This is a genomic window from Oerskovia flava (genome assembly GCF_026163685.1).
GTDB classification, from domain to species: domain Bacteria; phylum Actinomycetota; class Actinomycetes; order Actinomycetales; family Cellulomonadaceae; genus Oerskovia_A; species Oerskovia_A flava.
Genome location: NZ_JAOXSR010000002.1, coordinates 371,264 through 384,359, shown reverse-complemented (window position 1 = coordinate 384,359; position 13,096 = coordinate 371,264). Strand labels below are relative to the sequence as shown.

Genomic DNA, 13,096 nt, shown 5'->3' with positions numbered 1-13,096 from the left:
AGAACATGGCACGAAGCGCAACAAATAGTGTGCCAAGCGCGTGTCCTGCGTGCGGCGCACCGGCGGACCTGGTAGACCGAGAGCATGAGCACGCAGGACTCTCGACCACGCCACAAGACAGCCGACGTCAACGAGTCCGACATCGCCTCGGCGAGACTCTCGCCGCAGCGGGTGACGGAACGCGACGACGAGGAGCACGGCGACGTGCTCAGCGGGGGAGACGCCTCCCGGGCGCCGCTGTCCCTCTCCGAGTCCGAGCGCCACCCCATCGAAGGAGCGTCCTCGGGAACCTCCTGGGACGACCCCGACGAGCTCTGAGGACCGGCGAGGGTCGCAGCCCTCTGCTCGGCCGGTACCGGCTCAGTCGACCCGGGGAAGGCGCCGGGCGTCGACGTCGATGAGCCGTGGCATGCCCGCGGGTGCCACCCTGCTGAGTGCCAGGTAACGCGCCTCGGCCCGGTGCAGGCGGATGTGCTCGTCGAGCGACCACTCCGGCCCGTTGGTGAGGACCATCCCGCACGAGCAATCGATGGTGACGCGCCCCGAGGCCTGGTGCTCGACCTGGCCGATCGTCACGTGCGACGCCCGGGCGTCCGCCTTGGCGCGCCGCATCGACGCGCTGACGGCGACGGTACGAGGGTCGGTGTCGGGGGTGTCGCGTGGATCCACCCGGTGAGCCTAGACGCTCTGCGCGTGCTCGTGCGGCAGTCCCAGGGCGTGCGCCCGCTCGTGCTCCTGCTCGGCGGCCTCACGGGCCGCGATCCGGGCCCGGACCTCTGCGCGGCGCAGGGGAGGGACCGTCGACGGCGGCTGGCGACGCTCGGGCAGCTCGGTGAGCAGCCGCGCCACGATCGCCGAGATGTCCCCGACGGCGGCCTCGATCGGGTCGCGCGTCGCCGCGCTCACGGTCTGGACCCCCATGACCTTGCGGACGAACTGGCGCGCAGCCGCCTCGATCTCCTCGTCCGTCGCCGGAGGCTCGAGGCCGCGCAGGGCGGTGATGTTGCGGCACATGCCCTCGACGCTACGGCGAGGTGCGACGCCCCACAAGGGGTGGGTCGGGCTGGTCGGGACCGTCAGCGCGAGGTCACGCGGAAGACGGGCCAGCCGATCTCGGTCCGCCAGGCCGACGGGTGGGGCGTGTCGCGAGGGCCGACGAGGTACGTCTCCCGCACCGGTCCCGCCACCGCGAGCGTGTTGGCCACCACCCAGGCCCCCAGCCGGCCGTAGGTGACGTCGATGTCGTGGTGCTCGCCGACGTGGGTCACGACGGCCAGCTCGACGGCCGGGAGCGTCACGGGGTGCACACGGCCGACACGCCGTGGCAGATCCGTCGGCCGGTACAGGAGCACGTGCCCGTGCCCTTCTTCGAACAAGGAGTTGTCGTAGAGCCCGCCCGGAGCACCGGTCCGTTCGCCGACGACGGCGTCCAGCTCGGCCATGGCGCCCGCGTACCAGTCGAGGACGTTGTCGTGGGCCACGTCGTCCTCGACGGCGGCCACCGTGGTCGCCGGCACCTCTCGCAGCTCGACGTCGAGCGGCGTCCGTTCCGGTTGCAGCAGCCGGCGCAACGACACCACCGCCGCTCGTGTGCGATCGAGCTCGGACTCGAGGCGCTGCAGATGATCGGAGACCAGGCCGGCGCGCGTGCTCGGATCGGGGGAGCGCAGGATCCGCTGCACGTCGGGGAGAGGGACGTCGAGCTCGCGCAGGCGGTGGACGACCTGCGCAGCCGGGATCTGGTCAGGGCTGTAGTAGCGGTAGCCGGTCGTGTCGTCCACGGTGGCCGGCTCGAGCAGTCCTGCGTCGTGATAGCGGCGGAGCGTGCGCACGCTGAGATGGGTCAGCCGTGAGAACTCGCCGATGGTCAGCACGGAACCATGATGCTCCCTCTCCCAGGGGGAGAGTCCAGCGCTTGACCCTCCCGTGCGGGGAGCGCCCACGGTCGACGCATGAACACATCGACCAGCATCCAGCCCAGCGACCTCCCGGCGACGATCCGCAGGTATCTCGCCGCACACACGGCTCGGGACGCCGACGCGGCGCTCGGTGCCTTCTCCTCGACCGCGGTGGTCGTGGACGACGGCACGACCTACCGCGGCACCGAGGAGATCCGACGCTTCCTCTCCCGGGCCGGGGCGGAGTTCCGCTACACGACCGAGCTCGTCGGTGCCCAGCGCATCGACGACAGGCGCTGGGTCGCGACCCAGCGCCTGGTGGGCGACTTCCCCGGCGGGGTTGCCGAGCTCGGCTACCGCTTCACGATGACCGGCGACCTCGTCTCGGAGCTGGTCATCGCCGCATGACGCCGCCCACAGGGGCCGGTGAAGAACTCGCACGACGAGTGCGACCGGACGGGCGGCAGCAGGTCGCCCGCAGACCGAGAGGAACGACCGATGACCAGCAGCACCCTTGACAGCCGCGCCGACGCCAAGCCCACCGTCGTGCTCGTGCACGGCGCCTTCGCTGACTCGTCGAGCTGGAACGACGTGATCGCCCGGCTACTGCGCGAGGGCTATCCGACGATCGGGGTGGCCAACCCGCTGCGTAGCCTGCACGGTGACGCCGCGCTCCTGCGCGACGTCCTGGACGGCATCGACGGGCCGATCGTCGTCGCCGGCCACTCCTACGGCGGCAGCGTGATGAGCGAGGCTGCCCACGGGCACCCGCAGGTGAGAGCCCTCGTCTACGTCGCCAGCTTCCTCCTCGAGGAAGGGGAGAGCACCGCGGAGCTGGCCGGGAAGTATCCGGGCAACGAGCTCGGATCGGCGCTGCGCCAGGTCTCCGTCCACGGACCCGACGGTCGGGCCGTCGACGATCTCTCCATCGAGCAGGAGAAGTTCCGGCCGGTCTTCGCCGCGGACGTGACACCGGACGTCGCTGGTCTGATGGCCGTCACGCAGCGGCCGATCATCGCCGACGCGCTCGCGGGCACGGCGACCACGGCGGCCTGGAAGACCATCCCGTCCTGGTCTCTCATCACCCTCCAGGACCTGGCCGTCCCGGCGCAGGCCCAGCGGTTCATGGCGGAGCGGGCGTCGTCGCGCATCGTCGAGGTCGACGCCTCCCATGCCGTCACCGTCTCCCGGCCCGACGTCGTCGCAGGGCTGATCGACGAGGCTGCCCGTTCGACAGCGGTCTGACCTCGAGGTCCGCGTCGTGCCCGCACGACGAAGAGGCCGCACCGGATCTTTCCGGTGCGGCCTCTTCGTCATGCTGGTGGGCGATACTGGGATCGAACCAGTGACCTCTTCCGTGTCAGGGAAGCGCGCTACCGCTGCGCCAATCGCCCAAGATCGTGCTGAGAGGTGGAGATGGGATTCGAACCCACGTATACGGCTTTGCAGGCCGCTGCCTCGCCTCTCGGCCACTCCACCCTGAGACCCCAACCCTCTGGGGTGGAGGGTCGATCAAGGTATCCGAGCGGACGACGGGATTCGAACCCGCGACCCTCACCTTGGCAAGGTGATGCTCTACCACTGAGCCACGTCCGCGCGACCGGGACCTGCCGGATTTCCTCCGGCGCTCTCGGCGCGTCCCAAACATTAGTAGACCGGAGCGCCGGACGTCCAACTGGCTCCGGCCCCACGCGCCGGTCGGTAGCGTGGGGCCGTGCTCCGATCCCAGCCCACACCACCCACGAACCGCGAGATCTCGCGGTTTCCGCACGCGGGCGAGATGTCCCGAGACGTCCCGAGGTTGCCTGAGTCGGTGGTGAGGTGAGGCGCGGGTCACGTTCCGCCGCGCGTCCTGCGCCCCTCAACACGGGATTCGCCGCCTTCGCGGGGCGTGCCGGGCACGGCGTCGTCGAGTGCGTCGACCTCTGGGAGCAGCCCGAGCGCCTCACGCAGGGCGGGCCGTGGTTCGTGGTCGTGGACTTCGAGGGCCGTTCGCAGGGCGGACGTGCCCGCGCGTGGAGGTTCGCGGAAGAATCAGGCGACCTGCCCGACGACGCGGACGCGCCCGCCGCTCCGTGGCGCGGCCCCGCGGTCGGGAGCTGGGCGAGCTCGCTCGACCGCGCGCAGTACGAGGCCGCGGTGGCGCGGGTCCGGCGAGAGGTGCGCGACGGCGAGGTCTACCAAGCGAACATCTGCCGCGTGCTCTCGGCGCCGCTGCCGGCCCACGACGGCACGGAACCCGACGCCCGCGCCCTGGCCGAGATCCTCGCGCGGGGCAACCCCGCACCGTACGCCGGTGCGATCCACGTCCCCGCGAGCACCGGCGTCGACCCCGTGTGGGTCGTGACCGCCTCGCCGGAGCTCTACCTGCGCCTGGACGCGGGGCGGCTGTCGTCCGGGCCGATCAAGGGCACGGCGCGCAGCGCGGCCGGGCTGACGGACAAGGACCGGGCCGAGAACGTCATGATCACCGACCTGGTGCGCAACGACCTGCAGCGGGTGTGCCTGCCGGGCACGGTCGAGGTCACCGACCTCCTCGCGGTCGAGGAGCACCCCGGGCTCGTGCACCTGGTCTCCCGGGTGACCGGTGCGGTCGAGCCGGCCCTCATGGCCTCCGGACGGCTGTGGGAGGCGGTCCTGGCCGCGACGCACCCGCCCGCCTCGGTGTCGGGCGCACCGAAGTCGTCGGCGCTGCGCATCATCGGCGAGCTCGAGAGCGCTCCGCGCGGCCCGTACTGCGGTGCCGTGGGCTGGGTCGACCCCGGGGCCGGCACGGCCGAGTTGGCGGTGGGCATCCGGACGTTCTGGTGGGACGACGGCGTCCTGCGGTTCGGCACGGGCGCCGGCATCACGTGGGGGAGCGACCCCGCGGGCGAGTGGGCGGAGACCGAGCTCAAGGCGCACCGCCTCGTCGGGCTGGCGTCCGGCGGGTCTCGGCACGACGGCTGAGGCAGACTGGACGCATGTCGATGGTGGTGTGGGTGGACGGGGCCCTCGTAGGCCCGCGGGAGAAGGCGCTCAGCGCCGTCGATCACGGCGTGACCGTCGGGGACGGGGTCTTCGAGACGTGCGCCGTCTACGACGGGACCGCGTTCGCCCTGACCCGGCACCTGCGCCGCCTCGCGCGCTCGGCGGCCGGCCTCGGGCTCGACGCGCCGGACGAGGCGCTGGTGCGGGACGGCGTCGCGCAGGTCCTGCAGGCCGCCGGTACGGACGCCGGCCGCCTGCGGATCACCGTGACCGCCGGCTACGGGCCCCTCGGCTCCGGCCGGGAACCGGGCGCGCAGACCGTCGTGGTCGCCGCGAGCCCCGCCGCACCCGGCGCCACGGCGAAGGTCGCGAGGTCCCCCTGGGTACGCAACGAGCGCTCGGCGGTCGCAGGGCTCAAGACCACGTCGTACGCCGAGAACGTCGTCGCGCTCGCAGACGCGGCCTCACGGGGCGCCGACGAGGCGATCCTCGCCAACACGCTCGGGGACCTGTGCGAGGGCACGGGGTCGAACGTCTTCGTGGAGCGCGCCGGCGAGCTCGTCACGCCGCGGCTGGACGTGGGGTGCCTGGCCGGCATCACGCGCGAGCTCCTGCTCGAGTGGGCCCTCGACGAGGGACTGCCCGTCCGTGAGGCGCGCGAGGGTGAGCTGCCCTTCTCCGTGCTCGACGACGTGGCCGCGGGCCGCGCCCACCTCGCCCTGGCGGGCAGCGTGCGCAACATCCAGCCGGTCGTGCGTCTCGACGACACGGACGTGGAGGCCGGTGAGCTGTCGCTGCGCGCTCGCGAGCTGTTCGACCGACGTCGAGCGGCCGACGTCGACCCCTGATCCAGGGACGGCTGCGGTGAGACGGCCGGAACCGACGACGACCCGCCGCGAGCGCCCTGAGGCGCCTGCGGCGGGTCGTGCGGGTGGTGAGCCCGGGGTGGTCAGGCCACCTCGGTGATCAGCGGGTAGACGCCGTTCTCGTCGTGCACCTCGCGGCCGGTGACCGGCGGGTTGAACACGCACACGGTGCGGATGCGGGTGCGGGGACGCACCACGTGCTTGTCGTGCTTGTCCAGCAGGTACAGCGAGCCGGGGGCGAGCTGGTGGACCTCGCCGGTCCCGAGGTCGGTGATCTCGCCCTCGCCCTCGACGATGAAGACCGCCTCGATGTGGTTGGCGTACCAGAACTCGTTGACGGTGCCAGGTTCGAGGGTCGTCTCGTGGACCGAGAAACCCACGCCGTCCTTGGCCAGGACGATGCGGCGCGAGCGCCAGTTCTCCTGGCGGACGTCGGCGTCGGTGTCGGTGATCTCGTCGAGCGTGCGCACGATCATGCGGGGTCCCTCCTGAGGGGTCGGCGGGTTGAGCGGTGGGGGAGAGCGGCGGGGCTCACGGTGCGAGGACGGCGGCCACGGACTCGTCGATGATCTCGAGCCCGCGAGCGAGCTCGGCGTCGGTGATGGTCAGCGGCGGCAGGATCTTCATGACCTCGTCGTCGGGGCCGGACGTCTCCATGAGCAGCCCACGCTGGTAGGCCTGCTGGCAGACCTCGGACGCCGCACCCGAGGCGGTGAACTGCAGCCCGCGCGCGAGCCCGCGGCCCTTGGCCGTCAGGCCGGCCTCGGGGTACCGCGCCACGAGGGTCTCGAAGCGGCTCTCGACCGCGAAGCCCTTGTCGATCGTCGACCGCTGCAGGACGTCGTCGCTCCAGTAGGTCCGCATGGCCTGCGCGGCCGTGACGAACGCCGGGGCGAAGCCGCGGAAGGTGCCGTTGTGCTCGCCGGGCTCCCAGACGTCGAGCTCGGGACGCACGAGCGTGATCGCCATGGGCAGCCCGTAGCCGCTGATCGACTTCGACAGGCACACGATGTCGGGGACGATGCCGGCCTCCTCGAAGCTGAAGAAGCCACCCGTGCGGCCGCAGCCCATCTGGATGTCGTCGAGGATGAGCAGGATGCCGTGCTCCCGGCACAGGGCGGCCAGGCCGCGGAGCCACTCGGCGCGGGCGGCGTTGATGCCGCCCTCGCCCTGGACGCTCTCGACGATGACGGCGGCCGGCTCGTTGAGACCGCTGCCGAGGTCGGTGAGGAGCCGCTCGAAGTAGAAGAAGTCCGGGTACTCGCCGGCGAAGTAGTCGTCGTACGGCATGGGGGTGGCGTGCACCAGCGGGACGCCGGCGCCGCCGCGCTTCATGGAGTTGCCCGTGACGGACAGCGCACCGAGCGTCATGCCGTGGAAGGCGTTGGTGAAGTTGACGACCGACTCACGGCCGGTGACCTTGCGGGCCAGCTTGAGGGCGGACTCGACGGCGTTCGCGCCCCCCGGGCCGGGGAAGATCACCTTGTAGTCGAGGTCGCGCGGCTCGAGGATCGTCTCCGAGAGCGTCTCGAGGAACTCGCGCCGTGCCGTGGTGAACATGTCGAGCGAGTGCACGATGTGGTCGTCGGTCAGGTAGTCCAGCAGCGCGGCCTTGAGCACGGGGTTGTTGTGCCCGTAGTTGAGCGAACCGGCGCCGGCGAAGAAGTCGAGGTACTCCGTGCCGTCCTCGGCGTACATGATGCTGCCGCGCGCACGGTCGAAGACCGTGGGCCACGACCGCGAGTAGCTGCGGACCTGGGAATCGAGCTCATGAGCGATGGTCATGTGAACACTCCTGGTGCGTGTGATGACGGGACTGAGGTGAAGGATGAGCGCCGGTCGGCGGTCGGGGGCGCGGTCGAAGGCGCACGGAAGCGCACGGTCGCGCCGTGGTGCACGGGGCGGCGGTCAGGCCGGGTCGGTGCGTGGAGCGGTGAGCGGCCCGATCTCGATCAGCGGCTCGCCGTCGTGGTCGTCGGGGAAGTCCGCGGCGACGAACAGGTCGCTGGTGTACAGCGGCGCGTCCCACCGTTCGGCGAACCGGCGGAACAGCGTCCGGGACGCGAGGTTGTCCTCGGTGATGGTCGTCTCGACCGTGAGCACGGGTTCGGACGGGTCGCGCAGCTCGGACTCGACGAGGTCGTCGAGCAGGCGGGCGGCGATCCCGTGCCCGCGGTGCGCCGCGTCGACCGCGACCTGCCACACGAAGAGGCAGTCGGGTCTGGCAGGGCGCCGGTAGGCGATGACGAAGCCGGCGGGGCGGCCGTCCACCCACGCGAGGCGGGAGGTGCGGGCGAAGTCGCGGCACATCATCAGATAGGCGTAGGACGAGTTGAGGTCCAAGGTTCCGCTGTCGCGGGCGATCTGCCACATGTGTGCTCCGTCACTGATGACGGGCGGCAGGATCGTCACGAGCCGGCGTGACGGGTCCGTGGTGGCTTCGGTGGTCCGGGGGGCACGAGCGTCGTCGATCGGGTCATCGTGCGGTGTAGCAACGGCAGTATGGTCGGGTGACGTATGGTCGTTTTGAGGTGACATGTCACCGTCCACCGTAGTAAACCTTTGCCGAAGAGTGAATTCGAGATGGTCGATCAGGCCACTTCCGGCTGCGGACGGCTCGTGCTCGGCCATGTATCGGTGCAGGTCAGCGCGCCGCCGGGGCGTCGTCTCGTGTCCTGCCTCACACGGCACGCTCCGTCTCGTATCGCGGAGAGCTCGGGCGAGGCTCGGGTGGTGTCATGACCGTCCCGCGCCCGGTGCGCGCCACGTGCACGCGCCGGACGGCCGCTCCGCCGAGGGTGCGAGAGAACCAGTTCGCAGTTCGGGCGGGTTTGGGGCTAACATCGTCCACGAACGTTCCCGGGCCACGGCTCGGAGCAACGGGCGATTGGCGCAGTGGTAGCGCGCTTCGTTCACACCGAAGAGGTCACTGGTTCGAACCCAGTATCGCCCACCAGCATCACAGGAGGTCAGAGGCCGTTTCTACAACAGTAGACACGGCCTCTTTCGCGTCCGGAGGGGTGCCGTACACCCATTCGTACCCCCATTGCCTCCCGTACGCGGGCGTGCGCGGGTGTCCGTGAAGCCAGATCGGCTCGCTGCGGTTCGACGGTGACAGGCGAGATGCGGACAACCTTGACCGGTCTTCGTCTCGTCGAACCGCGAGATGCTCGCGGTTCACTGCTCGTGATGCGTACTGTGCTCTCCCGACCCCAGCGGAGCGCAGGCGCGGGTCGATCCGACGTACTGGGGGGCACAGCCTGCTACCCGTAGGACTCCGCGAACCGGTCGTGTGCTGAGCGGCACCCCGGCTCGCTCAGAGTGTGCGAAGCCACGCCCGGATGCGGCCGCGGGCGTTGGTGTAGGGAGACGAGGTGTTGAGCGAGATCATGCGGCCCATGGTCCATCTGCCGTACCAGGCAGCGCCGTAGAGATCCTCGTCGGACTGTTCTCGGATCATTGCAACGATCTGGTCCTTCGCAGCGGTGAGCTGTCCGAGCAGGATGGGCCACGTGTCGTGCTGGTGGGCGGCGTAGTATCGCTGGGCTAGCGCGCCGAGCTGGTTCCACGCGATCCCTGGCGCGGGGAACTCGTCGCTCAGCCCCTCTGTACGGCGTCGGTGCCAGGTGAGAACCTGCTGGTTCCAGCCGACCAGGTAGGCGACCAGGTCCGCGGGACTCATCAGCGTCCCCTTGACGTGGCCCTCCAGGACTGGTTCTCGAGCGCGACCGGGCGGGACGCGTTCCAGGTCACGGTACAGCCGGGCGAAGGTCGTCTCGATCGCGGTGAGGAGGTCGTCCTTGGAGGCGGGGACGGGCACGCGGTGCTCGGTTCTGCGCGGGCTGAGATGTTGTACCGCACGTGGGGTCTCGCTCTCGATCCTAGCCGCGAAGCTAGAGCTGACCGGCGTGTCCGGTCGGTCGGTGCAGCTGATGCCCTCCGCCAGCAGTGAACGGGGGACGACGGCGCGACGGTCGAAAGCAGCTCGGTGCGCGCCGGGAGGCGACGCGGTGTCGTTCGTCGGGCCGCGGTCCTCGGTGTTTGCCCGCGATCATGCCGGCGGGTGGTCGCGGCGAGCAGCACGCCATCCTGGCAGGGCTGAGACCGTTCGAAAGTCGACGACCTCATCGATCACGCGACCGACTCGCCGTGAAGCCAGGACGACCCGGTTCAGTCGGTTCGGGTGATGCACCGGGCGGAGTCGAAGCGGTGTGCGTCGATGTCGGACTGGTGCATCCAGATCTCCAGGGACGACCTCATCGATCACGCGACCGACTCGCCGTGAAGCCAGGACGACCCGGTTCAGTCGGTTCGGGTGATGCACCGGGCGGAGTCGAAGCGGTGTGCGTCGATGTCGGACTGGTGCATCCAGATCTCCAGGAGCGCGGCGCCGCCGAACCATCTGGCGAGGTGCGTCCCGCTCTCGATGTCGAGCACGAGCCGATGAGGGACGGACGCTGCCACGGGCGGACCGCGTCTGCTGGCCCGCCCGTGGCAGTCGTCACTGTGAGGGCTCTTGGCGGGTGCTGAGGGGCCACACGGTGAAGTCTTCGACGTTCAGCGTGCCCACTCCTACCGCAGTGATCGTCAGGCCGGTCGAGTCGGGGTTCGGGTAGATGCGGTTGGTCATGACTGCGGCGCCGTCGTCGACGAAGAGCTCGACGGAGCAGGTGTCGATGAAGAACCGTAGCTCGAGGGACTCGCGCGCGGGGTCGAACGTGACGTGGCTGGATGTCACGTCGCCGGCTCCTGACAGGGAGCGGTCGCACACGATGCGGCCGGCCCGCCGGTCGACGGTATAGACGGTCTGCTCGGACTCGTCGCTGGACGCCCGCACGGCGATGCGCGCGACCGGGGCGGTGCTCGGTCCGAGGACGATGCGCACCTCCGCCGACGCGCCCGTGTCGGACATCAGTGGCTGGGTGCCGACTTCGTGGGCGCCTAGGTGTCGTGCCGGTCCGCGTAGCGACTCGATCTCGGTGACCGGCCGTTGCCTGAGGACTCCTGCGTCGAGCGTGAGCTCTCGGGGGATGCTCATAGCGCCGGACCAGCCATCCGCGGCGGTGACGTTGCGCTGGAACCACTGCTGCATCCAGCCGATGAGGATGCGCCGTCCGGTGTCGTCGACCAGGGTCTGCGGGGCGTAGAAGTCGATGCCACCGTCGAGCTGATAATGCCTATCCGAGGTGAAGCGCCCCGAGTCAGGTTGGAAGTCCCCGATCTGGATGAAGGGGAACGTGTTCAGGGTGCCTTGCATGGGCGAGACGACCAGTGCGAATCGGTCTGCGAGGGGGAACAGGTCGGGGCACTCCCACATCGTTCCCTCCTGACCGGTGCTCTCGGCCGCGACGCCCACGTACTCCCAGGTCTCCAGATCACCGTCCGTTGCGAAGAGCAGGGCCTTGCCGCGCCCGGCCGCGCTGGACCCGATGACTGCGTAGGTGCGATCACCGATCTGCGCCATCGTGGGGTCGCGGAAGTCAGGCCCGCCGTCGACCGGCGGTGCAGGGATAACGGGGTTGGCTGCGGACTTGTGGAAGTGCACACCGTCGGTTGAGATGGCGATGTTCTGGGTCTGCGGAGGCTGGCGCCCGTCAACGTGCCCGGTGTACATGAGAACGAGACGCCCGTCGCGGTCCACGAGCGCGCTGCCAGAGAAGCAGCCGTACCCGGGAACACCGTCGCCGCTGTCGTACTCCTCGGACGGTGCCAGTGCGGTGGGCAGATGCTCCCACCGGACCAGGTCGTCGCTGACGGCGTGGCCCCAGTGCATCGGGCCCCACTCGGGGCCGTAGGGCCAGAATTGGTAGAACAGGTGGTAGCGGCCCTCGTACTGGACGAACCCGTTGGGGTCGTTCATCCACCCCGTGGGCGGCGTCAGGTGGTAGGCGGGGCGCCACCGCGAGGGCGCGATGGCGGTGTTGGCGATGTGGTCGTCCGCGGCCTGCAGGGCCTGGTCGAACGTCTGGGTGCTCATGCGTCCGCCGCTGCGCGGATGCGTCGGGCCTGCTCGATGTTCGCGATCTCCGCGGCCCGGGTGAGGTCGATCTTGCGCGCCATCTCGGTGTCCTTCCCAGACCGGTAGGTCTCGTCACGCGCGCTGGCGGCGTCGCGGGCCGCAGCCATCTCGGTGTTCAGCGGCTTGCTGTAGGGAGCGGTGCGGGGTTCGAGGTGCGCGACGTAGGGAAGGCGCTCCTCGGCGGGGAGGATCTGCAGCTGGGGAGAGGGCAGGGTCTGGTACCAGTAGGCGGTGGATGACCAGTCGTCGGACAGGTGGTTGGCGTGCCCGTGCTCGATCGTGACCTTGATGCGCTCTTGGAACCGGACGGGGTCCAGCACGTGGAACCGGTAGGAGACCTGGTACCCGGGGAGGTCGCTCTCGTGGACGATGGAGCCGTTGTACAGGAAGGCGTTCTTCTGCATGCCCCACGCGTGACCGAAGTAGTCCTCGGTGCCGGTGCCGTTGACGCTCGGGGTGGATTCCCCGTCAATGTAGATCATGTCGTCGCCCTCGCCCCACCAGCTGCCCTGGAAATGCGTGACGGACAGGTTGCAGCCGACGTAGTGACCACGTCCCTCGGTCTCCAGGACGACATAGTTGCCGTCGCCGGTCAGGTTGGTCACCTGCTGGATCTCCGGGCTGTTGACCTGCAGGTCGGGGCCCCACCCGTCGCAGGGGTTGCTGCGGGTCCATTGGGCGTGGAAGTACAGAGTGTCCTCGGGCAGAGGCTTACGGTAGAGCTCGTAGTCGATGTAGAAGTACACGCCGAACGGCACGTCGTTGTCGTTGACGAGCTCGATGCGCGCCTTACGCCCGAACGGCATGGGGAAGTAGCAGTTGCGCGCGCAAGGAGCGCCGAACTTCCCTGCCTCTTCGGGCTTGAGCGAGACGTTGAACGGCGCGGACTCGTAGTTGCCCGGGAAGGAGTGACCGATGCCGAAGAAGTCGCCCAGAGGGGCCAGGACACTGGGGGTGTCCTGGTCGTCCCAGGTGATCTTGATCAGGGCCTTGCGGTAGTAGAAGGGGTCCTGCTCCTCCCAGGTCACGCCGAGGGCGTTGTGGATCTCGTTGACCGGCGCGACGCGGCTGCCGAGTACCGGGTCGACGACACCGGGGCCGAGTGTGCGCCGGCAGAAGGACGTCATCCAGATGTGGGTAATGCAGCCGGGGCCGTCGATCTCGGCCAGGACCACGCTTTCGCCGGCGGGGACCATCCAGTAGTCCTGGTTCGCCCCGGTTGGGTCACTGCTGGAGGCGCGACCGGTGCGTGCGTCGCTGGCGCGAGTCAGGGAGCGCAGGCCGTCGGGAAATGCAGAGGTCATGTTCGTCGGTTCTCCTTGTCGATGGGGTGGGAAGCGGGC

General features: G+C 69.8%; 15 protein-coding genes and 4 tRNA genes. 6 read left to right on the top strand and 13 right to left on the bottom strand.

Annotation, left to right across the window (positions count from 1 at the left end):
* Positions 1–84: 84 nt before the first annotated feature.
* Positions 85–318 carry a hypothetical protein gene (locus OHL10_RS06470; protein WP_265521351.1) on the top strand — a complete coding sequence of 78 codons (234 nt, stop codon included), beginning with the start codon at positions 85–87 and terminating at the stop codon, positions 316–318.
* A gap of 42 nt (positions 319–360) precedes the next feature.
* Here OHL10_RS06470 and OHL10_RS06465 read toward each other — a convergent pair whose 3' ends face one another.
* The 3 genes from OHL10_RS06465 to OHL10_RS06455 form a co-directional block, all read right to left on the bottom strand.
* Entirely contained in the window at positions 361–669 is a 309-nt protein-coding gene (locus tag OHL10_RS06465) for a hypothetical protein (protein ID WP_425498968.1), read from the bottom strand.
* Between the two features lie 9 nt (positions 670–678).
* A complete protein-coding gene (locus tag OHL10_RS06460; RefSeq protein WP_265521350.1) occupies positions 679–1,014 on the bottom strand; it encodes a DUF2277 domain-containing protein in 336 nt (111 codons plus the stop codon).
* A gap of 62 nt (positions 1,015–1,076) precedes the next feature.
* Complete coding sequence (locus OHL10_RS06455) at positions 1,077–1,874, bottom strand: MerR family transcriptional regulator (RefSeq protein WP_265521349.1); 798 nt, start codon at positions 1,872–1,874, stop codon at positions 1,077–1,079.
* Positions 1,875–1,952: 78 nt separating this feature from the next.
* Here OHL10_RS06455 and OHL10_RS06450 point away from each other — a divergent pair, with 78 nt between their 5' ends.
* Both OHL10_RS06450 and OHL10_RS06445 read left to right on the top strand, forming a co-directional pair.
* Complete coding sequence (locus OHL10_RS06450) at positions 1,953–2,306, top strand: nuclear transport factor 2 family protein (RefSeq protein WP_265521348.1); 354 nt, start codon at positions 1,953–1,955, stop codon at positions 2,304–2,306.
* Between the two features lie 90 nt (positions 2,307–2,396).
* Complete coding sequence (locus OHL10_RS06445; RefSeq protein ID WP_265521347.1) at positions 2,397–3,143, top strand: alpha/beta fold hydrolase; 747 nt, start codon at positions 2,397–2,399, stop codon at positions 3,141–3,143.
* A 74-nt stretch (positions 3,144–3,217) separates the two neighbouring features.
* Here OHL10_RS06445 and OHL10_RS06440 read toward each other — a convergent pair.
* The 3 genes from OHL10_RS06440 to OHL10_RS06430 form a co-directional block, all read right to left on the bottom strand.
* Positions 3,218–3,292, bottom strand: a tRNA-Val gene (locus tag OHL10_RS06440).
* Between the two features lie 14 nt (positions 3,293–3,306).
* Positions 3,307–3,377, bottom strand: a tRNA-Cys gene (locus OHL10_RS06435).
* Positions 3,378–3,422: 45 nt separating this feature from the next.
* A tRNA-Gly gene (locus OHL10_RS06430) sits at positions 3,423–3,494 on the bottom strand.
* Between the two features lie 225 nt (positions 3,495–3,719).
* Here OHL10_RS06430 and OHL10_RS06425 point away from each other — a divergent pair.
* A complete protein-coding gene (locus OHL10_RS06425; RefSeq protein ID WP_265521346.1) occupies positions 3,720–4,847 on the top strand; it encodes a chorismate-binding protein in 1,128 nt (375 codons plus the stop codon).
* 14 nt (positions 4,848–4,861) lie between these two features.
* The gene (locus OHL10_RS06420; RefSeq protein WP_265521345.1) at positions 4,862–5,716 is read left to right on the top strand and encodes an aminotransferase class IV; all 855 of its coding nucleotides are present in this window, start codon (positions 4,862–4,864) and stop codon (positions 5,714–5,716) included.
* 101 nt (positions 5,717–5,817) lie between these two features.
* Here OHL10_RS06420 and OHL10_RS06415 read toward each other — a convergent pair whose 3' ends face one another.
* The 3 genes from OHL10_RS06415 to ectA form a co-directional block, all read right to left on the bottom strand.
* Complete coding sequence (locus tag OHL10_RS06415; protein WP_265521344.1) at positions 5,818–6,210, bottom strand: ectoine synthase; 393 nt, start codon at positions 6,208–6,210, stop codon at positions 5,818–5,820.
* Between the two features lie 55 nt (positions 6,211–6,265).
* Positions 6,266–7,519 (bottom strand): diaminobutyrate--2-oxoglutarate transaminase, encoded by a 1,254-nt coding sequence (gene ectB / locus OHL10_RS06410; protein WP_265521343.1) that lies wholly within the window; start codon positions 7,517–7,519, stop codon positions 6,266–6,268.
* 123 nt (positions 7,520–7,642) lie between these two features.
* The gene (gene ectA / locus OHL10_RS06405; protein ID WP_265521458.1) at positions 7,643–8,146 is read right to left on the bottom strand and encodes a diaminobutyrate acetyltransferase; all 504 of its coding nucleotides are present in this window, start codon (positions 8,144–8,146) and stop codon (positions 7,643–7,645) included.
* Positions 8,147–8,615: 469 nt separating this feature from the next.
* On the opposite strand from ectA, the gene OHL10_RS06400 reads away from it, so the two are divergent.
* Positions 8,616–8,690 (top strand) — tRNA-Val (locus tag OHL10_RS06400).
* Positions 8,691–9,050: 360 nt separating this feature from the next.
* Here the strand turns inward: OHL10_RS06400 and OHL10_RS06395 are convergent.
* The 4 genes from OHL10_RS06395 to OHL10_RS06380 all read right to left on the bottom strand — a co-directional run bounded on the left by OHL10_RS06395 (position 9,051) and on the right by OHL10_RS06380 (position 13,057).
* On the bottom strand, positions 9,051–9,554 hold the full coding sequence (locus tag OHL10_RS06395; protein ID WP_265521342.1) for a ClbS/DfsB family four-helix bundle protein: 504 nt from the start codon (positions 9,552–9,554) through the stop codon (positions 9,051–9,053).
* Between the two features lie 482 nt (positions 9,555–10,036).
* Positions 10,037–10,171, bottom strand: coding sequence for a hypothetical protein (locus OHL10_RS06390; RefSeq protein ID WP_265521341.1), 135 nt, complete (start codon positions 10,169–10,171; stop codon positions 10,037–10,039).
* 64 nt (positions 10,172–10,235) lie between these two features.
* Positions 10,236–11,711, bottom strand: a complete 1,476-nt coding sequence (locus OHL10_RS06385; RefSeq protein WP_265521340.1) for a glycoside hydrolase family 32 protein — start codon at positions 11,709–11,711, stop codon at positions 10,236–10,238.
* On the bottom strand, positions 11,708–13,057 hold the full coding sequence (locus OHL10_RS06380; RefSeq protein ID WP_265521339.1) for a glycoside hydrolase family 172 protein: 1,350 nt from the start codon (positions 13,055–13,057) through the stop codon (positions 11,708–11,710). The genes OHL10_RS06385 and OHL10_RS06380 overlap by 4 nt, the downstream gene beginning before the upstream one ends.
* Between the last annotated feature and the right edge of the window lie 39 nt (positions 13,058–13,096).